Here is a 24,899-nt window from a genome sequence, read left to right as displayed (position 1 = left end):
AACGTGACCAAGCGCCGCTGGGAAGTGAATCTGCAGACCGTGCGCGCGGTGATCGAGGGGAAGCCGCGCAAGCTCCGGGTCTGTACACGCTGCATCCGCTCCGGCGCCGTCCAGAAGGGAATGCGCGCCAAGGAGGCTCAGCGCGTCCGAACGGCCTGAGCCCGAACGCGCCGCTTCCTTATGGATCCAGGGCCCGCGCCGAGCGGGCTTCAGTCCATCTGCTTCCGCATGAAGGCCGGGACGTCCATGTTGTCCCGCGTGATCGCCCTGCCGCCGAAGGGTCGCCGCGGCGATCCGGGCGACATCCGATAGCCGGGGCGTGAACCGGCCACCACACTTTCCTCCTCAGGCGCGGGATCTTCGAGCGAGGGCCGAACCGTGACCGGCCTCGCGGCGCGCTCGCGGGGGTCCATCTCGTAGATCCGAGGCGTCGGGGCGTGGGGCGCCGGCATGGCCAGCGGCTTCTGCCTCGCCTCGCCTTTTCCGAATCCCGTGGCGATCACCGTGATCGAGAGCCCGTCCCCCATGTGCTCGTCGATGACCGCGCCGAAGATCACGTTCGCATCATGCCCGGCGGCGTCGACCACCACCGTGACCGCTTCGTTGATCTCGTGGAGCGTCATCGACTCCCCACCCGTCACGTTCACGAGGAGCGCCTCGGCCCCGCAGATCGACACGTCATCGAGAAGCGGGCTGGAAACCGCCGACTGGGCGGCTTCGTAAGCGCGGTTCGGACCGGTCGCGTGTCCCGCGCCCATGAGCGCGTTCCCACGCTCGACCATCACGGTCTTCACGTCCGCGAAGTCCAGGTTCACGAGACCGGGAACCGTGATGAGATCCGAGATTCCCTTCGTCGCGTGATGCAGCACCTGGTCCGCCACCCGGAAGGCTTCCTTGAGCGGCGTCGTGCGGTCGACGATCGTGAGAAGCCTTTGGTTCGGAATGACGATCAGCGTGTCGACCCGTTCCCGAAGCTCCCGCAAACCGTCGTCCGCGAGCTGCATTCTGCGCCGGCCCTCGAACTCGAAGGGCCGGGTCACCACCGCGACCGTGAGGGCGCCCTGCGTGCGCGCGATGCGGGCGACCACCGGCGCCGCACCCGTCCCCGTTCCGCCGCCCATGCCGGCGGTCACGAAGACCATATCGGCTCCCTCGAGCGCCTCCGCGATCTGCGATTCGTCCTCCTCCGCCGCCTCCCGGCCGACGTTGGGATTCGCTCCCGAGCCGAGCCCCTTCGTGATCCCGGCTCCGAGCTGAAGCTTCCTCGGGCTGAGCGATTGGTCCAATACCTGGGCGTCGGTGTTCGCCGCGATGAACTCCACCCCTTGCAGTCCGGCCTGGATCATCCGATTGACGGCGTTCCCACCCGCTCCGCCGACTCCGATCACCTTGATCGAGGCACCCAACACCGCCGCCTTCCCATCATCGATCAATTCAAGCATCGCTCGATTCCTCCCTCCTCCGCTGGATTAGACCAGCTCCTCGATCCACCGCTTCAACCCGAATGAGATACGGCCGAACACCCCCCGCTCGGCCGTGTGCGGCCGCGCATCCGTCAAATGGGCGTGGATCGCAAGGCCCACGCCTGTCGCATATCGTGGATCGCACACCGCCTCCGTCAATCCCGTGATCCCCATCGGAAAGCCGCGGCGAACCGGCAGGTCGAAGACCTGCTCCGCGAGCTCCGGCATGCCCATGAGCGACGACGCGCCGCCTGTGAGCACGAGGCCGGCGCCGAGCAGATCGGCAATGTGGTTCGTCCGGATCTCCTTCTTGCCCAGCTCGAAGATCTCCTCGATCCGCGGCTCGATCATCATGGCGAGCATGTGGCGCGACACCTCGCGGTCCATCCTCCCGCCCACGCTCGGCACCTGGACCACTTCCTTGGGGCTCACCATGGACGTGAGCGCGCACCCGCTCTGAAGCTTGAGCTGCTCGGCGCGCTCGACCGGCGTTCTGAGGCCGATCGCGAGGTCGTTGGTCACGTTGGCGCCCCCGAGGCCGATCACCGCCGTGTGGCGGACGCTCCCCTCATAGAAGATCGCAAGGTCGGTGGTCCCTCCCCCGATATCCATGAGCGCGACGCCCAGGTCGCGCTCGTCCTGGGTCAGGACCGCGTCCGCCGAAGCGAGCGGCTCCAGCACCAGCTCCTCCACCTGGAGCCCGGCTCGTTCCGCCGCGCGGATGACGTTGCGGCACGCGGACGCGGCTCCCGTGATGATGTGGACCTCCGCCTCGAGCCGTACGCCCGACATCCCGACCGGGTCGCGGATGCCGTCCTGGTCGTCGACGATGAACTCCTGGGGAAGGACATGGAGGATTTCCCGGTCGGCGGGAATCGCGACGGCCTTGGCCGCTTCGATCACGCGTTCCAAGTCGTGCGGCCGGATCTCCGCGTCCTTGCGCGACACCGCGATCACCCCGCGGCTGTTGATCCCCCGAATGTGGTCCCCCGCGATCCCGGTGAACACGCTGCGGATCGTCCGACCCGACATGCGTTCCGCTTCCTGAACCGCGTACTGAATCGACCGGGTCGTCTTCTCCAAGTTCACGACCACGCCGCGCTTGAGCCCGTCCGAGGGCGCGGTGCCCACGCCCACGATGCGGATCCCTTCCCCATCCTCTTCGGGCTCCGCGACAATGGCGGTGATCTTCGTCGTGCCGATGTCCAGCCCAGCGTAGATTCTCGCTTCCGCCATCAGACCCCTCCGTTACACCTTGTCCCGCACCGCCGGGGCTTCGCCCAAGCTGTCGGGTGCGCACCGGACGATCACCTGGCCCCGATATCGGGCGTCCAGACCCAACACCCGCCGATCGCGATCCCGCAAATCGCGGAGCGTCGCCGCCAGGGCCCTCATGCAACGCGGCGTCAGCCCTTTCGGATCGATCAGGATTGGGATCTGATCCCGGGAGGTCCGCAGGACGAACCACCGGGGATCGTTCGCGACGATCTCGGAGATCTCGGGCAGGAGCCCAACGTCCGGCGACTCGAGAAGCGACACGACGCGGAGGACGTCGTCGAATCGCGGCACGGTCACGCGGGTGCCCGGCGGCCGGGCCGCAATCGGGAGTCCGGTCACCACGGGGCGATCGGCGATCAACCCTCGCGCGAGCGGGGGCAGGATCGTCCCGGTGGAGTCCACCTCGAGGAGGCCTCCCGCGTTCACGAGCACGAACGGTCTGCGCTCGCGAACCGAAACGCGAACCGCGGCCGGAAGAAACAGCACCGAGGCGCTCTCGATTCTGGGATTTCGCGTCAACGCGCGGACAATCTCGGCCGGCCGCACCTCGAAAAGGCTCTCTCCGTCGCTCACCGGGATCGACGGCCGGATTTCATCCCGCGTGAGATAGAAAAGGCCCGTCACCTCGACGCGCCCCGCTTGGAACAGGGGCAGCTTCCCGAGCACGGTCGCCGCGGGACGCGCGAGCTTCGTGAGTCCCCACAGCGCCAGGATCAGGAGGACCGCGGAGACAGCGATCCTTCGATTCCGCCGGCGCCGCTCGGGGAGCTTGAGCCTGGCCGTCGTGCGGCAACCCGCCCTCACGCGGCCCCTCCGCTCCGGGCACGCTGCGCGCTCACGCCGGGGCCTCCCCGCGCCAGCTCGCCGACGCGGTAGACATCCCCGGCTCCGATCGTGACCAGGAGGTCCCCTTCGCGCAGCATCTCGCGGGCGATCTTCGCGGCCTGGCCGAAATCCGCCGCCATCCGCACGGTCGCCGTGCCGTTCGCCCGGATTCCTTCCGCCAGAATCTCGGAGGCGATGCCCGGGATCGCCCTCTCTCCGGCGGGGTAGATGGGCAGAAGCACGAGCTCGGATACCCCCGCGAAGCAGGTCGCGAATCGGTCGCGCAACGCCTTCGTGCGGGTGAAACGATGCGGCTGGAAGACGGCGACGATCCTCCGCCCGTAGGTTTCGCGGAGCGCCTGGATCGCGGCTTCGATTTCGGTCGGGTGGTGGCCGTAGTCGTCCACCCAGAGCGCGCCCCGCACCTCCCCGCGGATCTCGAGCCTCCGGCTCACGCCCGCGAACTCGGACATCGCCTCGCGGATCTTAGGAATGGGGATTCCCAGCTCCCAACCCGCGACGATCGCGGCGAGGGCGTTCCGGGCGTTGTGCTTGCCGGAGACCCGAAGCTCGAACAGCCCCTCGTCGCGTCCGCGGGCGTTCAGCCGGAAGCGAACGCCCCGCGCGTCGACATGGAGCTCGGAGCCTCGGAAGTCCGCGCCCTCCGAGAAGCCATAGGTGAGCAGACGGCGCTTCACCCGCGGCCGGAGGGGCGCCGCGTTGGGGTCGTCGTGGGGCAGGACGACGGTTCCGTAAAAGGGAACGCGGTTCACGAAATCGAGGAAGGTCTCCTGCACGTGGGCCAAGTCTTTGTAGTAATCGAGGTGCTCGGCGTCGATGTTCGTCACGACGGCGATGGTGGGGGTGAGGAGGAGGAAGCTCCCGTCGCTCTCGTCGGCTTCCGCGACGAGGAACGGCCCTTGTCCGAGCCGAGCGTTTGCGCCCACGGCCCGGACCCGGCCCCCGACGATCACGGTCGGGTCGAGCCCGCCGTGTGCAAGGATCTCCCCCACCATCGACGTGGTCGTCGTCTTTCCGTGCGCCCCGGCGACGGCCAACGAGTACTTGATCCGCATCAGCTCGGCGAGCATCTCCGCGCGCGGGATGACCGGGACGCCGCGCTCGTGCGCGCGGAGAATCTCGGGATTCGCCTCCGCGATCGCCGTCGAGACCACGACCACGTCGGCCACCTCCACCTGTTCGGCGCGATGTCCGATGAAGACGCGCGCGCCGAGCGAGCGGAGCCGCGCCACCGGCTCGGATTCCTTCACGTCGGATCCCGACACCTGGTAGCCCAGATTCAAGAGCACCTCCGCGATCCCGCTCATTCCGCTCCCGCCGATTCCCACGAGGTGAATCCTGCGAATCCTTCCGTACATGCGATCTCAGCCCTCACGCGGGATCGGGCTCGCATGGACGAGCTGCTCCATGGAACGCGCGATACGCTGGGCGGCGTCGACCCGCGCGAACGCCCGCGCGTTCCTCGACAGACGGCGAAGCCGCGCCTCGTCGCGAAGGAGAGCCTCGACCTTGCCGGCGAGGATCTCGGGACTCAAGTCCTTGTCCGCGATGACCTCGGCGGCGTCGCGGTCCAGGAGCCCGCGCGCGTTATGCGTCTGATGGTCCCGCGTCGCGTACGGGTAGGGCACGAGGATGGCGGGGACGCCGCAGGCGGCGAGCTCGGCGATCGTCATGGCGCCCGCGCGGCATATCGCGATATCGGCGACCGCGTACGCCTTCTCGATCGCCTCGAGATACGGGAAGACACGCACCCGCAGCGGAAAATTCCGGAAGCGAGGCTCGATCGCCTCGAAGTCCTCGGATCCCGTCTGCCAGATCACTTGGAGTTGTGTGAGGTGCTTCAGGCGCTCGAGCGCGCCCTGGACCGCCCGGTTGATGCTTTGCGCGCCGCGGCTCCCGCCGAACACGAAGAGCGTCCGCTTCTCGGGATCCAAACTGAAGGCCTCGTACGCGGTCTGCCTGTCCTGCCGGAGAAGGGACCTGCGGATCGGATTGCCCGAGACGCGGAGGTTGTTCTTCCGGCGAAAATATCCCCGGGACTCCACGAAGCTGATGTGCACTTCGGTCGCGATCAGATTCAGCCAGCGGTTGGTGGCGCCCGGAATCGAGTTCTGCTCCTGAATGATCACCGGGATTCCGAAGAGCCTCGCGATCAAGAGCACCGGGGCGCTCACGTAGCTCCCGGTTCCCAGGACCACGTGCGGCTTCAGCTCGACGATCAGCCGGAACGACTGCCCCAAGGCCCTCAGGAGCCCAAACGTCGCGCGAAACCAGGCCAAACCGGGACGGCGCGGGAACCCCCGCGCCGAGATCGTCCTCAGCTCGAAACCGGCGCGGGGCACCGCCTGAGCCTCCGGCCCGCGGGCCGTGCCGACGAACACCACGTTCGAATCGGGATGCGTCCGCATCCACTCCTCCGCGATGGCAAGGCCCGGATAGAGATGTCCGCCGGTTCCACCGGCCGCGATCAGCACGCGAATCGCCCCGGCGCTATCGGCCACCCGGGCGCTTCCGAGCGACCGGTCCGCTGACCGGGCCGGTTCGAATGCCGGTTTGCATTTGGCTTGCGACGTTGAGTAGGACACCCACCACCCCCAAGTTCACGACCAACGCCGATCCTCCATAGCTCAGGAACGGAAGCGGCAATCCGGTTGTCGGGATGATCCCGGTCACAACCGAGATGTTGATGCCGACGTAGACGGCGAGGCTCACGGTCAGGCCGGCCGCGAGCAGGAATCCCAAACGGTCCGGGGCGCGACCGGCGATCCTAAGGCCGCGGAGGAAGAGGACGACGTACGCGACGAGCACCGACGCCGTGCCCACCAGGCCGAGCTCCTCGCCGATCACGGCGTAAATGAAATCGGTGTGCGGATCGGGGAGAAAGAAGAACTTCTGCATCCCCCGGCCAGGGCCTTCTCCGAGGATCCCTCCCGACCCGAGCGCGACGATGGATTGGTGGAGCTGCCAGCTCTTCCCTTGCGCGTCGACCGACCCCGTCGCCCAATGCGAAAGCCACCCCTGCACGCGGTCCATCATGTACGGATGGCGCAGGACCTGGATCAGGGCCAGAAACACCCCGGCGCCGACGAGGAGCCCCAGATGCCTCGGCCGGGCTCCCGCGAGGTGCAGCATGAGGAAGCCCGTCGTGAGGAGCGCGATGGTGCTTCCGAGATTGGGCTGCTTCAAGATCAGGACAGCGATGCCGCCGAGAACCGCCGCGGCGGGAAACACTCCGTCCCGGAACGAGCGGATTCGATCTCCTTTTCGGTCGAGGAGCTTCGCGAGGTAGATCACGCACACGCACCGCGCGACCTCGGTGGGCTGGAGCGTGAACTCCGCCACCGAGAGCCACCGGTTCGCCCCGCGCACCCCCGCGCCCCCGAGGACGACGAGCGCCGCGAGGAGCACCACGCTTCCCGCGAGGGCCCAGGGGGAGAGCGCGACCAGGCGATGGTAGTCGAGTCGCGCGAGAAAGAGCATCACGACGAGCCCGAGCAGGAGCCGCACCGCCTGCCGCTTCAGGAAGAAAAACTGCGAGTGGTAGCGGTCCGCGCCGAGAACCGCGCTCGAGGAATAGACCATGACGAGCCCGAGGGCAAGCAGGCCGACCACAGGAAGAAGGACGGCCCAGTCCAGCCTGCGGGGCGCCGCGATCGCGGTGCTCATCGGCGCGCCTTCGCCAACGAGCGCTTCATCTCGAGGACCGCGGCCTCGAAACGGGCGCCCCGTTCTTCGAAATTCCGGAACATGTCATAGCTCGCGCAACCGGGCGAGAGAAGCACCACACCCCCCTGGGGCGTGCGGGCACGCGCCGCGTGCACGGCGTCCTCGAGCGTGGGGGTCCTCTCGTGCGGGACGTCCGGCCACGATTGCTCGAGCTTCGAAGCCGCTTCGCCCACGTAGACGGCGTGGCGCACGCGCTCCATGACGAGCGCGCGGATCGCGGCGAAATCCCCGTCCTTGTCCCTCCCGCCGGCGATGAGCGTCACGGGCGGAGAGAAGGATTCGAGCGCCCGCCGGAGCGCGTCGACGTTGGTGGCCTTGGAATCGTTCACGTAGCGGACTCCGTCGATTTCCGCGACCAGGGTGAGCCGGTGCGGCAGCCCGCGAAATTCGCGAAAGGCCTTGGCGATCGCGCGCTCGGAGATGCCGACGGCGAGAGCCGCCGCCGCGGCCGCCGCCATGTTCTCGGTGTTGTGAGGGCCGGGCAGAGCCGCTTCCTCGCGGCGGATGAGACTCCCCGCCCGTCCCTCGAAGCGGAAGCGGAGCGAGCCTCCCTCGAGCCACACCCCGTCCCCCGTCGGGTCGGCGAATCCGAACCAGAGCGGCCGCGACTTCATCGGGCGAAGCAATAGTTCGATCCTCGCGTCGCCGAGGGGCTGAACGCGGAATTCCTCCTCGTTTTGAAATTCGAAGAGACGCCCCTTGAGGCCGGCGTAATGCTCCATGTTCCGGTGGCGGTCCAAATGATCCGGCGTCACGTTGAGCAGCACTCCGACCTTGGGATGGAACCGCGTGCAGGCCTCGAGCTGGAAGCTCGAGATCTCCACGACCAGGAGCCCGTCCGCCGGAACCGACTCCGCCCGTTCCGACAGCGCCGTGCCGATATTGCCGAGCACCTCCGTTTTCCTCCCCGCGGCCTTTCCGACCGCGCCCAGAAGCTCCACCGTCGTGCTCTTCCCGTTCGTACCGGTTACCGCGACGATCGGAGCCCGCGCGACCCCGAACCCGAGCTCCACCTCCGCCGCGATCGGAATGCCGCGTCGCTCGGCCTCGGTGAAGAGCGGTAGATCGAGCGGCACACCCGGGCTCACGACCACCAGGTCCCGGTCATGGAGCTCCGACGGATTCATCGAGCCGAAGTGGAGCTCCGCGCCGAGATCCCGAAGCTCCTGGGCCACGGCCCCCAGATCCTCGGCATGCCTCCGGTCCACGCCGCGAACGTTGCAACCGTGGCGCACGAGCAGTTTCGCGGCTGCGTACCCGCTCCGCGCGAGCCCCACCACCAGCACCCGCGACCCCTCGAACCAAGCCCGGACCGGTTTCGTCATTGCAGTTTGAGCGTGCTCAATCCCAGAAGCGCCGCGAGAGCCGCCGCGATCCAAAACCGAACCACCACGCGCGGCTCCGCCCACCCGCCGAGCTCGAAATGGTGATGAAGGGGCGCCATCTTGAGGATCCGCTTCCCGGAAATCTTGAACGACAGCACCTGCGCCATGACCGAGAGCGCTTCGGCGACGAACACGGCGCCGACGATGGCGAGGAGAAACTCACGCTTGATCAGGACGGCCACCGTGCCGAGAGCCGCCCCCAGGGAGAGCGACCCGGTGTCGCCCATGAAGACGTCCGCGGGATGGCAGTTCCACCATAGGAATCCCAGCGTGGCGCCGACCACCGCGGAGCAGAAGACGGTGAGCTCCCCGGCACCCTGGAAATAGGGAATCTGAAGGTACTGGGAGAATTTCACGTGGCCCGTGACATAGCACATCCCGCCCAGGGCGAGGGCGGCGAAGGTCGTCATGCCCGCGGCCAGCCCGTCGAGCCCGTCCGCCAGATTCACCGCGTTCGAGGCGCCGGTGACGACGAGGATGACGAACGGAAGATAGAGCCAGCCGAAGTCCACCACCGTGCGTTTCAGGAACGGCACGTTCGTTTCGGCCGGATCCAGGACGCCATGGCCGGGATAGAAATAGACCGCCGAGAACACGGCGATCCCGAGCACCATCTGCCCAGCCAGCTTGTAGCGTCCCAGGAGCCCCTTCCGCATGCGTTTGACGACGCGAAGGTAATCATCGATGAAGCCCACCAAACCCATCCACAGGGTCGCGAGCAGCGCGATCCAGACGTTCCTGTTCTCGAGGTTCCCCCAGAGGAGCGTCGGGATCACGATGGCGATCACGAGCAGGACCCCTCCCATCGTGGGCGTCCCGGACTTCGGGAGGTGACTCCGGGGGCCGTCGTCCCGCACCTGCTGGCCGATCTTGAGCGCCCGGAGCCTCCGGATCACCGGAGGGCCGAGCATGAACGCGAGGAGGAGCGCCGTCGCGGCCGCGTAGGCGGAGCGGAAGGTGATGTACCGAAAGACGTTCAGCGCCGGGAATTGCTCGTGCAGCGGATAGAGGAAGTGATAGAACATCCTAGTTCCTCCCCGCGGCGTGCAAGGGATCGAACGTGTCCTTCCGTCCAGGTACCAGTCGGTCCACCACCTGCTCGAGCCGCATCCCTCGCGAGCCCTTCACCAGAATCAGATCCCCGGGCCGCGCGTCCTTCTCGACGGCCGCCGCCATTTCGGGCACGGCCGCAAACTGTCTGATCCGCGCGGCCTCCACCCCCGCCGCGCGCGCGCCGCGCTCCACCGCGCCGGCGTGCTCTCCCGCGACGTAGAGCCATGCGCCGCGCGGCACCTCGCGGCCGGCCTCCTCGTGGAAGCGCTCCGAATCGGGACCCAGCTCCAGCATGTCCCCCAGCACGGCCCGGCGCTCCCCTCGGGTCTCGATCGCGGCCAGGAGCCGGAGGGCCTCGCGCATCGACGCAGGGTTCGCGTTGTACGCATCGTCGAGCACGAAGACCCCGCCCGACTCGAGAAGCTCGAGACGGTGGCGCTCCGGACGGAGCCCGCTCAGGGCCTCGGCCGCCTGCGCGCGCAGGATGCCGAAATGATCCCCCACGAGGATGGCCCCGAGCGCGTTTCGCACGTTGTGCCGCCCCAGAAGCATCAGGCGGAACTCCGTCCCGTCCGTCAGCGCGAAAGACGCGCCCCCCTGCGCGCTGAGCGAGATCCGCGCCGGGACGAGATCCGCCGCGCGATTTTCGAGGGCGTAGCTTTTTTGGGGGACCGGCCGGCCCCGGTTCATGCTCCAGAGACGCTCGTCGTCCGCATTCAGGACCAGGAATCCGTCCCGGGGCAGCGCCTCCGCGAGCTCGCTCTTCGCCCGCGCCACCTCCTCGACCGTGCGAAGCGAGGCGAGGTGTGCCGGCGCGGCGTTCGTCAGGACGCCGACGTTCGGAAGCGAGAGGAGCGCCAGCTCGCGGATCTCGCCGCGCGCGCTCATTCCCATCTCGATCACGAGCATCTCGTGCTCCGGCCTGAGTCGGGTGAGCGTCAACGGGACCCCGATGTGGTTGTTCAAATTTCCACGATTCCTGTGCACCCGGTAGCGCGCGCCGAGCACCGCGGCGATCATCTCCTTCGTAGTCGTTTTTCCGTTCGAGCCGGTGACCGCGGTCACGGGAATGCCCGATCTCACGCGGCAGTGGCGTCCCAGAGCCTGAAGCGCCCGGAGCGGATCCCGAACCACGATGACCGGCTTCCCGGACCTGGCCCAGCCGGCGTCCCGCGGCCACGCGTCCGAGACCAGGCTCCCCGCCGCCTTCCCGTCGAGCGCCGAGGCCACGAAGTCATGACCGTCGGCGCGCGTCCCCGGGAGCGGAACGAAGAGCTCGCCGCCCGAGAGCGACCGGGTGTCGATCGAGCATGCGGCGAAGGTCACGGAAGCGTGTCGCTCTTCGATGGTGTGGGCAAGCCGCCCCCAGGTCACGCGGATCACGTCCTCGAGCGTGAGCCAGGGGCTCGGGGTTAGATTCAACGTCCGAATCCTCGGTGACGGAGCGCCGCCCGCGCTACCTCCCGATCATCGAAAGGAAGCGTCCGGGCGCCGATGATCTGGTAGGTCTCGTGTCCTTTCCCCGCGATCAAGAGCGCGTCGCCGGGAGCGCACGCGTCGATCGCGGCCGCGATGGCCGAGGCCCGGTCCTCGATCGTCCGAACGTTGGCGGCCCCGCCGACCCCCGCTTCGATTTCGCGCAGGATCGAGGCCGGATCCTCGCCCCGGGGGTTATCCGAGGTGAGGATGACCTGATCCGCGAGCCTCACCGCGGCGGCCCCCATCAGCGGGCGTTTGCCCTTGTCACGGTCTCCTCCGCATCCGAAGACGCAGAGAAGCCTCCGCGGGCCGAACTCACGCACGGCGCCGAGGGCCCGGGCCAGCGCGTCCGGCGTATGGGCATAATCCACGAGCACCTGGAACGGTTGTCCTTCGTCCACCGGCTCGAGCCGCCCCGGCACCGACGCGAGCCGCTCGAGACCCGCGACGATCGTGGCGGTAGGAATTTCGAGCGCGCGCCCGGCCGCGAACGCTGCAAGCGCGTTCATGGCGTTGAACGCCCCTCGAAGGCGCAGGGAGACTCGGGCGCTTTCGCGCCGCTCCCGAATCCGAAGCTGCGTGCCGTCCGATCCCGAGCGCACGTCCTCGGCCCGGATGTCGGCTTGAGCGCCCATCCCGAATCCGACGATGGGACAGTCGGCGCGGGCCCGGATCCAAAGGCCGGCGGGATCGTCCACGTTGACGGCGCCCGAGAATCGCTTCGTCCGGTCCCCTCTCGCCTCGGCGTGGAAGAGCCGGGCTTTCGCCTCGCGGTAGGATTCCAGCGTTCCATGAAAATCGAGATGATCCTGCGTCAGGTTCGTGAAGACGCCGACATCGAACGCCACGCCGTACGTTCGCTCGAGAGCGAGCGCGTGCGATGAGACCTCCATCGCGACGGCCGTCGCGCCTCGCGCCCGCCAGGCCCGAAGCATGCGCATGAGATCGGGCGCTTCGGGCGTGGTATGGGGCGCCGACTCGCGCCGGCCCTCGAATTCGTACCCGACCGTGCCGATGAATCCGGCGCGGTGCCCCGCCTCCTCGAACACCGCCCGGATCAGATGCGCGGTGGTCGTCTTTCCGTTGGTGCCGGTCACCCCCGCGAGCACCATCTCGCGTGAAGGGTGCCCGGTTTCCTCCCCCGCCAGGATCGCGAGGGCCCGGCGCGTGTCCGCGACGAGAACTTGTGGGAGGTCGGCCTCCGGAACGAAGCGCTCGACGACCGCCGCCGAAGCGCCGCTCCGGGCCGCCGCCTCGACGTACGCGTGGCCGTCGTGCCTGAGACCCGGGACCGCGACAAAGAGATCGCGCGGGTTCACCTCGCGCGAGTCGTAGCGGACCATCTCCCACTCACCCCGAAGCGCTCCGGTCGTCTCCGAGGCGCCCAAGAGCCCCGGGAGCGCATCGGTTCGCAGCACGGCGATCCCGATCACAAGCTCCGGGGCGCGCACCGGATCGCGCAGGATTGGCCGGTCTTGATCGCCGTGCCCGGGGGTGGATCCTGCTCCACGACCTGTCCGCTCCCGGAGACGTCCGCGACGCGAATCGAGAGCGCGCTCACGCGGACCAGAGCGTCGCGCAGGGAGAGGCCACGGAGATCGGGAAATCCCAGGTCCGGCGCGGGGTCGGTCGAGAGGACGATCCGGACTACTTCGCCCGACCGCGCGTTCGCACCCGGCTCCGGCGACTGGACCGCCACGCGCGCCCCGTTTCCCTCGACGGCGCAATCCATCCCCGCGGAGCGGAGAACGAACCGGGCCTGCTCGGCCGCCATGAGCCTTACGTCCGGCACGCGGACCGCGGGCTCCTTCCGCTTGGCCGCGGTGAGGAGTGTCTGCGCCGGGAGCCGGACCGGGCCCTTGCCCAGCGTGGCCCAGGTCGCGACGATGTCGCGGAAGACGGGCGCCGCAACGGTGCCGCCGTAGTATGCGCCGCGCGGCTCGTCCAGAACGATGAGGCCCACGATCTGCGGATTACGCGCCGGAGCCATTCCCACGAACGACGACACGTAACGCCCCTGCCCGTATCCGCGCCCGCGCTCATCCGATTTTTGAGCCGTCCCGGTCTTGCCGGCGACCTCGCACCATGGAAGCGAGGCGTCCTTCGCGGTGCCCATGGTGACCGCGTCCCGAAGGAAGGAGCGGAACGTCTCCGATGTCTCCGGGGAGATCACCCGGCGCACGCGCTCCACCGGGTAGAGCCGCACAGGCTCGCCGACCTCGTTCACGAGCGCCGAGGCGATTCTCGGCCTGAAGAGGATGCCGCCGTTCGCCACCGCGCAGTAGGCCATGAGCATCTGGAGCGGCGTCGCGGTCACCTCCTGGCCGATGGAGATCGTCGCAAGGGAGCGGGCCGACCACCGGGACGGGTTGCGGATCTGCCCCGACGTTTCCCCCGGAAGCTGGATCCGCGTTGGCTGGCCGAAGCCGAACAGCCGGGCGTAGCGATAGAGCGTGCTCGCTCCGACTTTCGTCCCGATCTGCGCGTAGCACACGTTGCTCGAGAGCGCCGTCGCCTCGCGCACGGTGTACCAGCGCGTCTCCGGATGCGCGTCATGCATCGTGAACCCACCCAGATCCACCTGGCCGTGGCTTACGAAAAACGAATCCTCCGGTGTCAGGACATGCTCCTCGAGCGCCGCGCATCCGACGAGCAGCTTGAACGTCGAGCCGGGCTCGTACTGGTCCGCGATGACCCGGTTCCGTCCCGGCGAGCCCTCCGGCGGGTTCGCGCCGTCCACGGTCGCCATCGCGAAGATGTCGCCGGTGTGCGGATCGGCAAACACCGCCATTCCGGCCCGCGCGCCGGTTCGGGCCACCGCACGCTTCAACTCCATGACGAGGACCGATTGCGCATCCCGATCGATCGTCGTCACGAGGCTCAATCCCGCCTCGGGCACCTTCACCATGCTCTGCGGGAGCTGGTGCTCGAGCCCGCGCCCGTCCCTGAAGAGAGTAGCCCACCCGCTCACGCCGCGTAGCTCCCGATCGAACACGCGCTCGATTCCCTCGAGCCCTACCCCGTCCACACCCACCACCCCCACGACGGGGCGTGCCAGCTCATCCAGCGGGTAGACTCGCGCGGGGACATCCTCCACTTGTACCCCGGCGGGCAGCGCCGATTTCCTGAGGGCGATCTCCTGCTCCGGCGTAACCTGGGAGGTGATGCGGATATAGGCGCTGCGGCGTCCTTTCCGGAGCCGGTCCAGGCCGCGCGGGCCCACCGCGGCGCGTATGAAGCGCTGGGCCGCCGAGACGTTCCTCACCTCGGCGGGACGGACCGAGATCTGGCTCACGTCCACGTTGTCGGCGAGCGGGAGAAGGTGGCGGTCGTAGATGCGGCCGCGCTCGGGCTCGAGGATGACGCGCGAGGTCTGTTGCCCCCGAGCCTCCCGATCCAGCTTGCCGTGACCGAAGACCTGGATCGAAACGAGGCGGGCCAGAATCGCGCCGTAAAAGAGGAGCCCCAGAACCGCCAGGAGCTTGAGACGCCGGAGATGGAGAGGGCTCATCGGGTTACCCCGGCTTCCACGGGGGCCGCGGGCAACCCCACGACGCGCTCGGTCAAGGAGGCCGGCAGCGCCCGCCGCACCGATCCGAGAAGCCTCGCCGCCAAGCCGACCCGCGCTCGGTGGCGACCGCGGGGCTCCACGATATCGACGTCGACGACCCGGGCCGGCTCGGGGTTCTGGAAGCCGAGCTGGCCCAGGCTGACGGGGTCGATTCCGGTACGGAACGCGGCCTGCTCCTCGAGATCGTGCGTGATCCGGATTCGATTCACGAGCGTCCGCACCTCCCGGGCCAGCCGGTCGCGCTCCATCGAGAGCGAGTTCGAGACCGTGCGCTCCCAGACTTTCAAGAAGAGGAGAGCCGCGGCGAGCAGGAGGAACGCGATCATGCGCGGGCTTACGCGCCGCTTGGGCTGGGCCCGGAACGATCGCAGATACGGTCCGTGGAGCTCGCGCCCTTCATCCGGCGCGTCGTCGGCATACCCGGGCTCGACCCGCGAGCGCCGCCCCGGCGAAGGTCCGGCGCGGGGGCGCCTTGAGGCGCGCGTCGCGGGGCTCACGCCGCCTCCGCCTTGAGTCGCGCCGCGCGAAGCCGCGCGCTGCGGGCGCGGGGATTCCGGCGGCGCTCCTCGTCGGAGGGACGGATGGGTTTTCTGGTCAGTGGAACCCAGGGCGTCTCGGCCATGGGTTCCCTCGGATCATATGGACGCGGCGGGCGGAACGCATTTTTGACAATACGGTCTTCGAGCGAGTGATACGCGATGACACATAGCGTCCCGCCCGGCCGCAAAACTTGCGTGGCTTCCTGAAGGAGCGATTCCAATTCTTCGAGCTCGCGGTTCACGGCGATCCGCAGAGCCTGAAACACCTGGGAAAGGCGCCGCGGTCGCGCGGGCCCGGGGTAGAGCGGCTCGAGGGCCTTACGGAGCGTCTCGGCGGTGAGGGGATTCTCGACCGCGAGCGCGCGGCGGATCGCACGTAGAGCGGCGCGCGGTCGCGGCACCTCGCCCAGCTCCGCCAGCACGCGCGTGAGCTCGTCGTCGTCGCTCGCGCGGAGCAGCGCGTCGGCGCTCCATGGCAGCGACGGATCCAGGCGCATGTCGAGCGGACCCGAGGCGGCGTGGGAAAGCCCGCGGCGCGGGTCGTCGAGCTGCAGCGAGGAAATCCCGAGATCGGCCAGGATTCCGTCGACCTGGCCGATCCCCAGACCGCGAAGCGCGGGCCCGATCTGGGAAAAGCGCGCGCGCCCCGCCACGAACCGGGGTTCCGGCGCGGGCGGATTGGCGCGCGCGTTATCAAGTACAGCCGGGTCACAATCCAAACCCACCAGCCTCCCATCCACCCCTAGCGACTCGAGAATTGCGGCAGCGTGACCGCCGCCCCCCAAAGTCGCATCCACGTAGGTCCCGTTCGGATCTGTCAGGAGCAACTGGACGGCCTCCTCCTTGAGAACCGGGACGTGACCCGGCATTCAGCTCCTCTGATTCTCCCGCTTACGACCGAATTTCGCGGCGGCCACCAGGGAATTGCATCGTCGTGCTCGCAAACCCCGGCGGCTCGCGGTGCGGCGCTACGGCCTCCTCCACCGGCATCCACTCCAGGCGGCGCAGGGTAGGTCCCAGCCCCGCTACGTCGAACAAGCCCTTGAGATAGGCGCTCAGGCCCGCGAGGCACACATTCGCGCCTCGGTTTCCTTGCCGGGCGAGCGCGCGCGTGAACTCGGCGAGCGCGCGATAGTCAAGATGGGTGACCTGCTCGAATTCGAGGCAGACGAGGTCGCGCGGCGAACGGCCCCGGTCCGATATCGCCTCGGCGATCTGCCTGAGCTCCCGTTCTCCCAGGCTCCCGAATAGCCGCACGACGAGCGCCCCCGCCCCGCGGCGTACGTCCCACTGGAGAACCGGACGGTCAAATGCGAACGGAAGGCGCGCAGCCCCTTGAGCCGTGATCACAGGAGCAGCTCCCCGGCCATGTCCTCGTAGCTTCGGTTCGAGCTTTGGAGGTATTCCTCGAAGCGCGCCGGATCCCAGATCTCGATGTGGTCCACGACGCCGTTCACCATGGCCTCCCGCTTGAGCTGCGCATGGGCGAGAAGCCGAGGAGGGATCGCGACCCGTCCTTGGGCGTCGAGGGTTCCTTCGTTCAGATCCAGCGACATGATCCGCAGGAAGCGGCGATTGGTTTCGTCGTGAAAGGAGCGGCCGCGGAGGCGTTCCTCCATCCGCCGCCATTCATCGAGCGGATAGAGTGCCGCGCACGTTTCGAGGCCCCGGAGGATGATGAAGGTGTCGGAGGCCTCGCCGGAGAGGAGGCGGCGAAACCGCGCGGGGATGCTGATCCGACCCTTGTGGTCGATCGAATGCCGGTAGCTCCCCCGAAACGTCGCCATCCACCGTCCCTATCCGCCATCGGGCTGGCCCCCGTGGCAGTTCGGATTCCCACTATTCCCCACAAATCACCACGGCGGCATCCTACAGCCTGTAGGAAAAAGGTGTCAAGCCGATTTCATGGACAGGGCAAAATTTTTATTTCGTTGAAAAATATAGAGTTGGGCGAGTAGGGCCGGGTGGGTCGAGAAAGGCTTAGTGGGGGCGGATGGGTAGAATTTCGGAGAGAATCTCCGCGGCGTCTGACACCATGTTCCGCCGCTCCCATACGGAAAGGGATTCCTCCTGGAGGTGGGTGGAGAGGTCGGCCCCGCCGCGCCAATCGCGAAGCCACTCGAGGATCGTCCTCGCCGCCCCCTCCTCGTCCCCGGGCGGGATCACGGCCCCGGCGTTCGAGCCGCGGATCAGAGCCGCACCGGGGCCTGCATCGAGGATCCCGAGCACGGGACGACCGCTGCTCAGGTACTCGTAGATCTTCCCCGTGTAGAGGAGCGAGTCCGCTGCCCCGCCATGCCCCAGCAGCAGGAGCGCACCCGCGCGCCGCATCGATACGAGCGCCTCCACGTGCGGCTGCGAGGGGTGAAGCTCGAGCACCTCGCCCAAGCCGTATCGCTTCCGATCGCGTGCGCTCAGCTCTTCGTTCCCGCCGATGAACCGGATCCGCAGATCATCGCGGGCGCCGGGATCGCGCTCGAGCACGCGCCGCGCCGCGCCGAGGAGGGTTCGCACCGTCGGGCGGTGGGCGAGCTGCCCGGCGTGGAGAAGCACGAATCGTCGAGGCTCCCGCAAGCCGCCGGCGATCCGGTCCTCCTCCTGCGCCGCGCGCGCCGCGCGACGCCAATCATCGGAATCGAACCCATTGGGCAAAAAAATGAAACGCGAAGGGTCGACCTCGCGGTATCGCTCCCGATAGAGCGCCACCATCGCTTCGCTCACGAGCGTGACCCGGTCCGCTTCCCGAACCACGCGGCGCTCCAGGGCGCGATTCCTCGCGTCGTGCCAGGGCGTCGGAGGCCGATAGGTAACGCGCCCCACCCAGGGATCGCGAAAGTCCGCCACCCAGGGCACGCCGTGCGTCCGCTTGAGCGAGAGCCCCGCCACGTGCGCGCTCTCGGGAGAGGATGTCGTCCAGAGCGCGTCGATGCCGCCGGCTCGGATGCGCGCGTCCGCGGCGCGGCGGGCGGCGTCCGCCCACCCGCGATATCCGTCCGGGAGGAAGACCCAGCGCTGGAGCGCGCGTAGCGCCCGGAACGAGGCGGGGCGACGGGAGCCTTGCGGCTCATGGACGGGGACGCCCGCGTGCGTCAAGAGTCGGAGGACGCCCAGGGCCGTGAGCCCTCCGACCCGGATCACCTCCGCGCCCGCGGGGATCTCGGGGAGGAGGCTCGGGTCGAGGATCCAGTAGTCGCGATTCCGGGTGGTGACGACCGAAGAGCACCATCCGAGAGGCTCCAGGTAGCGCACCAGCTTGAGCGTGCGCTGGCACCCCCCGCCTCCCAGCGGTGGAAAGAAATAGGCGAGAAGAAGGACCCGTCTCAGCGCGCGCTCCCCGATCGAGCGAGCGCCGCGAGCTTTGCCTCGAGCTGCTCGAGCGTATCCGCAAAGCGCGCGCGCGCGCTCACCGCAGCACGGGCGCGGGCGCGATAGGTAACCGCCTCCGGGTCCCGCGACGCCTCGGCGATCGCGCACGCGAGGGCCTCGGGATCGCCCACCGGAACCAGGTAGCCCACGCGGCGGTGCGTCACCCACTCGCGATTTCCCGCGATGTCGCTCACGATCGGGAGCAAGCCCGCGGCCATGGCCTCGAGGAGGGACTGGGAGGTCGAGTCGGAGCGCGCGAGCGAGACGTAGAAGTCTCCTTCGCGGTGGAGCGCCCGGAGCCGGTCCGGACCGACGAATCCTTCGAGCACGACATGGCGCGCGACATCCTCGGCCCGAATCCGCGCCTCGACCGACGCGCGGAGCGACCCCTCCCCCGCCATGGTCGCGTGGAACGGGAGGCCGCGCCGCTTGAGGATGCCGAGCGCGCGAACGAAGGTCTCCGGGTCGTAAACCGGCTCGAGCTGGCGGGTCCAAAGAAGGCGGATGGTCCGGGCCCCGTTCCGCGCGGCGCGGAATTCGCCCGCGGGCCCGAACGCGCCGGCGTCCACACCCCAGGGTCTCGTCCAAACCCGCGCCGGAGGCGCGCCCAGCGCGACGGCGGCCTCGGCGAGCACCGCCGCGTCCACGTGGATGAGCCCCGCGCGGCGCAGAACGTAGCGGGCGCGCGCCCGGTGGAGCGGCGAGAGGCGCGCGTTCGTGAGGAGATCGGAGCCCCAGCAGACGAGCAGCCACGGGTGGGCTTGCGCGAGCGCCGCGAGGAACCCGTAGTTCGGCAGAAAATGCGCCACGGTCACGTCGGGCCGAAAGGCCCGCATCTCCCGCCGCACCGCGCCGAGAGCGCTCCAGTAGCGGAGAGCCTTCACGGGCCAGGGGCTGCCGACCACCCGCGCGGGGATCCCCGGGTCGGCGCATTCGTGGGCGGTCAGGAGGAGCATGTCGTGCCCGCGCTCCCGAAGCGCCGAGGCCCAGCGGCGGGTGTGGACCGAAGGCCCATGCGCGAGAAGGAGGATGCGCACGGCCGCGCTACCCCCGGAGCTTCCGGTGCGCCGAGCTCCGCCGCCCGGCCACGACGAGCGGCCGCGGTGTCGCGCCCCAGCCCTCCTTGAAGCGGATCAGGCCGGCGGCGTCGGAGGGAGAGCCGCCCAAGTCGTACTCGAGGTATCCGGCGTCGCACAGGGTCACCAAGATTCCAGCGATAAGGAAGTTGTTGGGACGCAGGGGCCAGCTCGCCTCGGAGGAGACGGTGAGCCAGTTCATGGCGACCCCCTGGTGGAACAGGTGAAGGCTCCCGGCGACCGGCGTCTCGCCGTGGTGGACCAGGTGATACCGGGCGAGCCCTTCGGGCCCGAAGGAACGATAGATCCGCTCGTAGAGGGAGTAGGGCTTCGCTTCGCCGCCGCGGCGACGAACGGTTTCCACCGCCATATCGTAGTACGCGCGCACGTCCGATTCGTCGGCCGCGGAGCGGATCGTGAGGCCGCTCTCGGCGGCTTGCCTGACGAGGCGGCGGGTGGGCGGCGCGAACCCTTGGGCCAAAGCCTCGAAATCGCGCTCCAGCTTAAGCACGTGCGTGATTCGCTCGACGGCCGGAAGCCGCGCCGGGATCTCGGCCCGGTTCCCCCGATACCAGGTCAGCTCCGAGCGCAGCGTCCAACTCCCTCCGGCGAGCTGCGCGAAGGACCCGAGCAGCTCGCGCCGCACGGACGCAGGGTCGGGATGGTCCGCGCGCACGAGCGGCCCGCCGTAGGTGCCGAAAGGCATCGAGAAAACGGCCCGGCCGATGCCCCGGTTCCGGACGATGGCGGGAACCCCGCCGGCGTATCCTTTCTCGTCCTCGAGGACGAGGGCGACCCACCGCGATCCGCGCCACTCCGCCACCCAGAGCTCCGCCCACGCCGAGGTATGGAACACCGTCGCCTCGGGAGCGCTCGCGACGAGGCCGTCCCACGCCGCGCGGTCGGGCGGGGACAGACAGGCGACCCGCGATTTGAGCTTCACCGCACCACCGCGACGCGCAGGATTCGCGATTGGCTCTTGTCCCGAAGCACGACGAGATAGACACCGGGCGGGGCGAGGCCGCCGTCCCGCTTCCTCAAATCCCAGATCTCGTTCGCGGCGGGATCGCATCGGAAACGGTGGATCACGTTTCCCGCTAGGTCGCGGATCTCTCCGTCGATCGCGTTTCGGATGCCGCCCACCTTCAGGGTTCCGAGGATCGCGCGCGAGGGGTTCGGATAGAGGTAACTCTGATCGGTGAGGCCCGGCTCTCCTCCCGTCGTGGGAACGACGCGGGAGACCCCATGGGCCGTTCCCACCCAGAGCGCCCCTCGGGCGTCATCCCAAGCGAGCGCGCGGATATCGTCATCGACCAAGCCGTCCCGCGACGTGAACACCTCGATCGCGCCCGCCCCGGCCGCGTCCGCCCGCGCCAGACCTCCCGACGTCGCGATCCACACGCTCCCCTTGGAGTCGAGGGTGAGATCGTTCACCTGCACGCTGGGAAGCCCGGGACCGCCGAACGAGGGGGCCAAGGTCAGGACGCGGGTGAAGACCCCGTTGTGGATCCGGCCCGCCCCTCCCTGTGTGCCGATCCAGGCTGTCTGGGGATCGAGCACGGCGAGCGAGGACACCTGGTCGCTGGGCTGCACGGTCACATGGGTCCAGACATCGTCCGAGTGATCCGGAGTTCCTCGGCCGTCCCAGATATCGACGCCGTTGAAGGCCGTTCCGAACCATGCCCTCCCCGCGGAGTCGAAGCGCACCCCCCGGAGGTTATTGCTCGTGAGACCCGAGTTCATAGGGGTGAGGGAGTCGAGGAGGGCTCCTGTCCCCGCGTCGAGCTCGTAGACTCCGTTCTCGTGCTCCACGCTCACGGCGTAGACCCTACCGGAGGGCGACCGGTCGATGGCCCATATGTTGTGCACCGCGGGCAGGTCCCAGGTCCCGGTTCCCGGATCATACCGATCCACGCGTGGACGCGGGCTCCCGTCCGAGCAGCAATGGCCAATCCAGAGCTTCGAGGAGCCATCGTAGAAGATCGCGAAGACGTCGGCCTCCTGCAGCGCGCCGCCGGTCGAGGCGTTCGTGAGCGCGTTCCACGACGCCCCGTCGAAATGGAGCACGACGCCGCGTCCTGAGCCGGGCGGGAAGGCGTTGCCGGTCGAGAACCAGACTCCGCGCGGATCCACCGCGGCGCGCTGCGTTCCGTTGACGAGCGGCCCGTCGGAGAGATGAGGCTCCCATGCGGCTGTCGTGGGCAGGAGGAGCCGCGCGGTGCCGCCGAGGGTGCCCACCCAGAGCCTCCCATCGGGGCCTACGCGAAAGGAGGTCACCCGCAGGCTTGGAAGCCCGGTGTTGAGGGAGCCCCACGAGGCGGTCTGCGGGTCGTACTCGTAGGCTCCGAGGGTCGTGGCCCCCGAGAAGAGGCTCCCTCCGGCCGTGTACAGAACTTGGCTCGGGAACCCGTGGCCGCTGTTCGCCGCCCGGAAGACGCCTCCGGCGTATTGATAGGGGCCCAGCGACGTGCCGGCCCAGAGCGTGTCCGCGTACAACGCGAAGGACGTCGCCGGGGACGAAAGCGTCGCCGTGCGGTCGAGCCACGCGCCGCCGGCGAAGCTCGAGAGCCCCGACATCGTCGCGCACCAGAGCGTGTCCCCGACTTGGATGAATGCCCGCACGTCGTCGCCGACGAGCGCGCCCGACGTGCTCGCGTTGGTGTAGGCGCGCGTCAGTCCGATCTGTCCGGTCGACGGGTTCTCGGTGAAGAGCGCCACCCCCGCGCTCGTGCCGACCCATACCGTATCCCCGCGGACATAGATCGTCTGGACGCGGTCGCCGGGGAGACCGTCGAAGGAGCTGAGCGTGCGGCGAAACCTCCCGTCGGGCCGGAGCCGGGCGATACCAGACTCGGCGGTCCCGGCCCACAGCGCGCCCGAAGGGGAAACTTCGATCGAGAGAACGCGGTTCGAGGGGAGCCCTCCCGGCGAGCGGAGGATTTTCGTCGCGGCGCCGGTCGCGGGATCGATCGTCACGATCCCCCCGAGGGTCCCCATGGCGAGGAGCCCCTTCCACGCCGTCAGGCTCTGGATCTCGTTCGAGTTGACGTAATTCCTCACGAAGAGCGATGTCCTGGATGCGGCCGACGCGGCTTCGCCGAGGCAGCAGGAGGCTATCGCCGCGAGCGCGAGCGCCATCCCCGGGGCCCGTCCGGAAAGGAGAGACAGGATCCACCTCAAAGGATGGTTCCCCTCGTGGCCCGGAGAAACACACGCAGGTCCTCGGCGAGCGAGAAGCGCGACAGGTAGGCGAGCTCGGCCGCCACCTTGGCCATGGGATCGCCGGAAGCCCCGTCCGGCGGCGTCACGACGCCGGGGCGGACCGACTCGAGCGCGAGCCTCGCCCAGCCGGGGACGCCGGCCCACCGGTCCGCTTCGTAGGCGCTCCGGCCGACCCAGCTCAGTCGTCCCGACCAGACCCGCCCCCAGGCTTCGGCGGGACCGTAGCGCTCGCCGCGCCCGGCGAGATACGCCCGCAGCGCACCCCAGCGAAACGGAGCGACGAAAATCGAGAGCAAAAGATCGCTCGCGCGTTTCCTCACCCGGAGCGAGAGGCCCCGGCTCGGGGAATGGAGCAGCACCGCGCGCAGCCGTCCGAGCGAGCCGAGGCTCTCTTCGGCGGCGAGCTGGGCCACCGAGCCCGCCCAGTAGACCGCCGCGCCCGAGTCGCGCAACGCCGTCGCGGCGGCGAGCAGGTACGGCACCTCGTCCGGCTGCGGCACCACGCAGACGATCTGGATCCGCTCGCTCTCGACGAGCGTCTTGAGCCTCGCGGCGGCGGCCTCCGGCGGCTCGCCGGGCTCGGCGGGCGCCGCGGTCTTCAGCGGCTCGAATCCCTCGCCGCGCGTTTCCTCCAGCGCCTCGCGGGCCCGCTCGGCTTCGCTCCCCGACCCCACGACGAGCACCCGGCGAAAGGCAAAGCCCTGCCGGCGCGCTCCGGCGCCCAGCCGTCCGACCAGAGTCCTCGTTGCGAGGAGGGCCCCGTAGAGAAGCGGGGCCAGGAGAAGCACCAGCACGCGCGAGTACCGCGGGGTTTGGAACAGAAAGGTCGCCGCCATCAGGAAGAGAACCGCTTGGATCACCGCTTGCCCGATCGAGAACGCGCGCTCGATCGCGTCCAGGAACGTGGACCGGCGGTAGAGCCCGTTGGCGGTGAGCGCGGCCAACGTGACGGCCACCGTGAAAAAGAGAAGCCCGCCGTAGCTCGGCAGCGGGTAGATCGGCTTGGCGAAGACCGGCGCGAGCGAAGCCCGAATGGCGTAGGCGCCGAGGAAGGCGAGAGCCGCCGACAGGACGTCTGTCGCCAGGGTCGCCAGAGCGAGAAGGCGCTTGCGATTCTGGCTCACGGCGTAGAGGACGGCGCTCCACTTCTCGGCGAAGCGGAGCAGCCCGGCCGCGTGCGCGCGGATCGAGCGCGCGCGGAGCTGGGCGCTCCCGCGGGTGTACTCGTGCACCATCGAGGCGTCGGCACAGTAGAGAACCTCGTACCCGTGGCGCCACATTCGCTGGCACCAATCCACGTCTTCGAAGTAAAGAAAGTAACGCTCATCCATCAGCCCCACGTCCCGCACCGCGCGCTTTGGCGCGAGCATCGCCGCTCCCAGAACCCAGTCGACGGCGCGGGTTTCCGCGTGGTCCCAGTCGGCCATGAGGTGGTTCCGGAGCGTGCGGCTCCGGGCCGCGTACGGCCCGAGCGGCGCCCGTCTCAAGAGGAGGGTCCTCCAATTGTAGAATCGGCGGGCGGAAAGCTGAAGCGTTCCGTCCGGGTTCAGGAGCCTGGGGGCGAGGATTCCGGCCCGGGGGTGCTCTCCGGCGCACCGGACCAGCGCTTCGATGGAGCCCGGCAGGACCTGGATGTCCGGGTTCAGGATCAGGACGGCCTCCTCCCGGGCCGCCCGGATCCCCTCGTTCACGCCGCGCGCGTAGCCGAGATTTCGTCCGGGGACGAGGATTCTCGCCGGCACCCCCTCCACCAGATCTTCGATCGGCTCTCCGGAGTTGTTCACGATGAGAACCTCGCGGAGCGGCTCGGGAGGCGCCTCGCGGAGCGATTGGAGCAGGCGTCCGAGCGCCGCGCGGGTGTGATAGTGGATGACGATCAGGGAGAGGTGCATGGG

Annotated in this window: 21 protein-coding genes; 1 reads left to right on the top strand and 20 read right to left on the bottom strand. The window is 68.9% G+C overall.

Annotated features, from left to right (window positions below; translation table 11 throughout):
* The coding region (locus E6K76_04390) for a hypothetical protein (protein ID TMQ59736.1) at nt 1-159 on the top strand (159 nt) is incomplete at its 5' end.
* A gap of 50 nt (nt 160-209) precedes the next feature.
* Here E6K76_04390 and ftsZ read toward each other — a convergent pair.
* The 20 genes from ftsZ to E6K76_04290 form a co-directional block, all read right to left on the bottom strand.
* Nucleotides 210-1,442: a cell division protein FtsZ gene (gene ftsZ / locus E6K76_04385; protein TMQ59735.1), complete on the bottom strand. Its 1,233-nt coding sequence runs from the start codon at nt 1,440-1,442 to the stop codon at nt 210-212.
* A gap of 27 nt (nt 1,443-1,469) precedes the next feature.
* Nucleotides 1,470-2,699, bottom strand: coding sequence for a cell division protein FtsA (gene ftsA / locus E6K76_04380; protein ID TMQ59734.1), 1,230 nt, complete (start codon nt 2,697-2,699; stop codon nt 1,470-1,472).
* A gap of 12 nt (nt 2,700-2,711) precedes the next feature.
* Nucleotides 2,712-3,545, bottom strand: coding sequence for an FtsQ-type POTRA domain-containing protein (locus tag E6K76_04375; protein ID TMQ59733.1), 834 nt, complete (start codon nt 3,543-3,545; stop codon nt 2,712-2,714).
* Nucleotides 3,542-4,945, bottom strand: coding sequence for a UDP-N-acetylmuramate--L-alanine ligase (locus E6K76_04370; GenBank protein TMQ59732.1), 1,404 nt, complete (start codon nt 4,943-4,945; stop codon nt 3,542-3,544). The genes E6K76_04375 and E6K76_04370 overlap by 4 nt, the downstream gene beginning before the upstream one ends.
* Before the next feature lie 6 nt (nt 4,946-4,951).
* The gene (gene murG, locus E6K76_04365; GenBank protein TMQ59731.1) at nt 4,952-6,172 is read right to left on the bottom strand and encodes an undecaprenyldiphospho-muramoylpentapeptide beta-N-acetylglucosaminyltransferase; all 1,221 of its coding nucleotides are present in this window, start codon (nt 6,170-6,172) and stop codon (nt 4,952-4,954) included.
* Entirely contained in the window at nt 6,078-7,253 is a 1,176-nt protein-coding gene (ftsW, locus tag E6K76_04360; protein TMQ59730.1) for a putative lipid II flippase FtsW, read from the bottom strand. Before ftsW ends, murG begins: the two co-directional genes overlap by 95 nt.
* A complete protein-coding gene (gene murD, locus E6K76_04355; GenBank protein ID TMQ59729.1) occupies nt 7,250-8,638 on the bottom strand; it encodes a UDP-N-acetylmuramoyl-L-alanine--D-glutamate ligase in 1,389 nt (462 codons plus the stop codon). Before murD ends, ftsW begins: the two co-directional genes overlap by 4 nt.
* A complete protein-coding gene (locus E6K76_04350; protein ID TMQ59728.1) occupies nt 8,635-9,723 on the bottom strand; it encodes a phospho-N-acetylmuramoyl-pentapeptide-transferase in 1,089 nt (362 codons plus the stop codon). The genes murD and E6K76_04350 overlap by 4 nt, the downstream gene beginning before the upstream one ends.
* 1 nt (nt 9,724) lies before the next feature.
* A complete protein-coding gene (gene murF / locus E6K76_04345; GenBank protein TMQ59727.1) occupies nt 9,725-11,182 on the bottom strand; it encodes a UDP-N-acetylmuramoyl-tripeptide--D-alanyl-D-alanine ligase in 1,458 nt (485 codons plus the stop codon).
* Nucleotides 11,170-12,663 (bottom strand): UDP-N-acetylmuramoyl-L-alanyl-D-glutamate--2,6-diaminopimelate ligase, encoded by a 1,494-nt coding sequence (locus tag E6K76_04340; GenBank protein TMQ59726.1) that lies wholly within the window; start codon nt 12,661-12,663, stop codon nt 11,170-11,172. The genes murF and E6K76_04340 overlap by 13 nt, the downstream gene beginning before the upstream one ends.
* A complete protein-coding gene (locus E6K76_04335) occupies nt 12,660-14,741 on the bottom strand; it encodes a PASTA domain-containing protein (GenBank protein ID TMQ59725.1) in 2,082 nt (693 codons plus the stop codon). Before E6K76_04335 ends, E6K76_04340 begins: the two co-directional genes overlap by 4 nt.
* Nucleotides 14,738-15,298, bottom strand: a complete 561-nt coding sequence (locus E6K76_04330; GenBank protein ID TMQ59724.1) for a hypothetical protein — start codon at nt 15,296-15,298, stop codon at nt 14,738-14,740. Before E6K76_04330 ends, E6K76_04335 begins: the two co-directional genes overlap by 4 nt.
* The gene (gene rsmH, locus E6K76_04325) at nt 15,295-16,209 is read right to left on the bottom strand and encodes a 16S rRNA (cytosine(1402)-N(4))-methyltransferase RsmH (protein TMQ59723.1); all 915 of its coding nucleotides are present in this window, start codon (nt 16,207-16,209) and stop codon (nt 15,295-15,297) included. The genes E6K76_04330 and rsmH overlap by 4 nt, the downstream gene beginning before the upstream one ends.
* Nucleotides 16,210-16,231: 22 nt before the next feature.
* Nucleotides 16,232-16,690, bottom strand: coding sequence for a hypothetical protein (locus tag E6K76_04320; protein ID TMQ59722.1), 459 nt, complete (start codon nt 16,688-16,690; stop codon nt 16,232-16,234).
* Nucleotides 16,687-17,127 (bottom strand): division/cell wall cluster transcriptional repressor MraZ, encoded by a 441-nt coding sequence (gene mraZ, locus E6K76_04315; protein ID TMQ59721.1) that lies wholly within the window; start codon nt 17,125-17,127, stop codon nt 16,687-16,689. The genes E6K76_04320 and mraZ overlap by 4 nt, the downstream gene beginning before the upstream one ends.
* Before the next feature lie 193 nt (nt 17,128-17,320).
* Nucleotides 17,321-18,874: a glycosyltransferase family 4 protein gene (locus tag E6K76_04310; GenBank protein TMQ59720.1), complete on the bottom strand. Its 1,554-nt coding sequence runs from the start codon at nt 18,872-18,874 to the stop codon at nt 17,321-17,323.
* Nucleotides 18,661-19,743 (bottom strand): glycosyltransferase family 4 protein, encoded by a 1,083-nt coding sequence (locus tag E6K76_04305; GenBank protein ID TMQ59719.1) that lies wholly within the window; start codon nt 19,741-19,743, stop codon nt 18,661-18,663. Before E6K76_04305 ends, E6K76_04310 begins: the two co-directional genes overlap by 214 nt.
* A 7-nt stretch (nt 19,744-19,750) precedes the next feature.
* Nucleotides 19,751-20,725: a GNAT family N-acetyltransferase gene (locus E6K76_04300; protein TMQ59718.1), complete on the bottom strand. Its 975-nt coding sequence runs from the start codon at nt 20,723-20,725 to the stop codon at nt 19,751-19,753.
* Nucleotides 20,722-22,962 carry a hypothetical protein gene (locus E6K76_04295; GenBank protein TMQ59717.1) on the bottom strand — a complete coding sequence of 747 codons (2,241 nt, stop codon included), beginning with the start codon at nt 22,960-22,962 and terminating at the stop codon, nt 20,722-20,724. The genes E6K76_04300 and E6K76_04295 overlap by 4 nt, the downstream gene beginning before the upstream one ends.
* Complete coding sequence (locus E6K76_04290) at nt 22,959-24,896, bottom strand: glycosyltransferase (GenBank protein ID TMQ59716.1); 1,938 nt, start codon at nt 24,894-24,896, stop codon at nt 22,959-22,961. The genes E6K76_04295 and E6K76_04290 overlap by 4 nt, the downstream gene beginning before the upstream one ends.
* Between the last annotated feature and the right edge of the window lie 3 nt (nt 24,897-24,899).

The organism is Candidatus Eisenbacteria bacterium (genome assembly GCA_005893275.1).
GTDB lineage: Bacteria > Eisenbacteria > RBG-16-71-46 > SZUA-252 > SZUA-252 > WS-7.
This window is presented reverse-complemented; position numbering and strand designations above follow the sequence as displayed.

Coding starts and splice junctions, on each gene's coding strand:
- ftsZ (TMQ59735.1), bottom strand. CDS start 1,442: ATGCTTGAATTGATCGATGATGGGAAGGCGGCGGTGTTGGGTGCCTCG.
- ftsA (TMQ59734.1), bottom strand. CDS start 2,699: ATGGCGGAAGCGAGAATCTACGCTGGGCTGGACATCGGCACGACGAAG.
- E6K76_04370 (TMQ59732.1), bottom strand. CDS start 4,945: ATGTACGGAAGGATTCGCAGGATTCACCTCGTGGGAATCGGCGGGAGC.
- ftsW (TMQ59730.1), bottom strand. CDS start 7,253: ATGAGCACCGCGATCGCGGCGCCCCGCAGGCTGGACTGGGCCGTCCTT.
- murD (TMQ59729.1), bottom strand. CDS start 8,638: ATGACGAAACCGGTCCGGGCTTGGTTCGAGGGGTCGCGGGTGCTGGTG.
- E6K76_04350 (TMQ59728.1), bottom strand. CDS start 9,723: ATGTTCTATCACTTCCTCTATCCGCTGCACGAGCAATTCCCGGCGCTG.
- E6K76_04335 (TMQ59725.1), bottom strand. CDS start 14,741: ATGAGCCCTCTCCATCTCCGGCGTCTCAAGCTCCTGGCGGTTCTGGGG.
- rsmH (TMQ59723.1), bottom strand. CDS start 16,209: ATGCCGGGTCACGTCCCGGTTCTCAAGGAGGAGGCCGTCCAGTTGCTC.
- mraZ (TMQ59721.1), bottom strand. CDS start 17,127: ATGGCGACGTTTCGGGGGAGCTACCGGCATTCGATCGACCACAAGGGT.
- E6K76_04290 (TMQ59716.1), bottom strand. CDS start 24,896: ATGCACCTCTCCCTGATCGTCATCCACTATCACACCCGCGCGGCGCTC.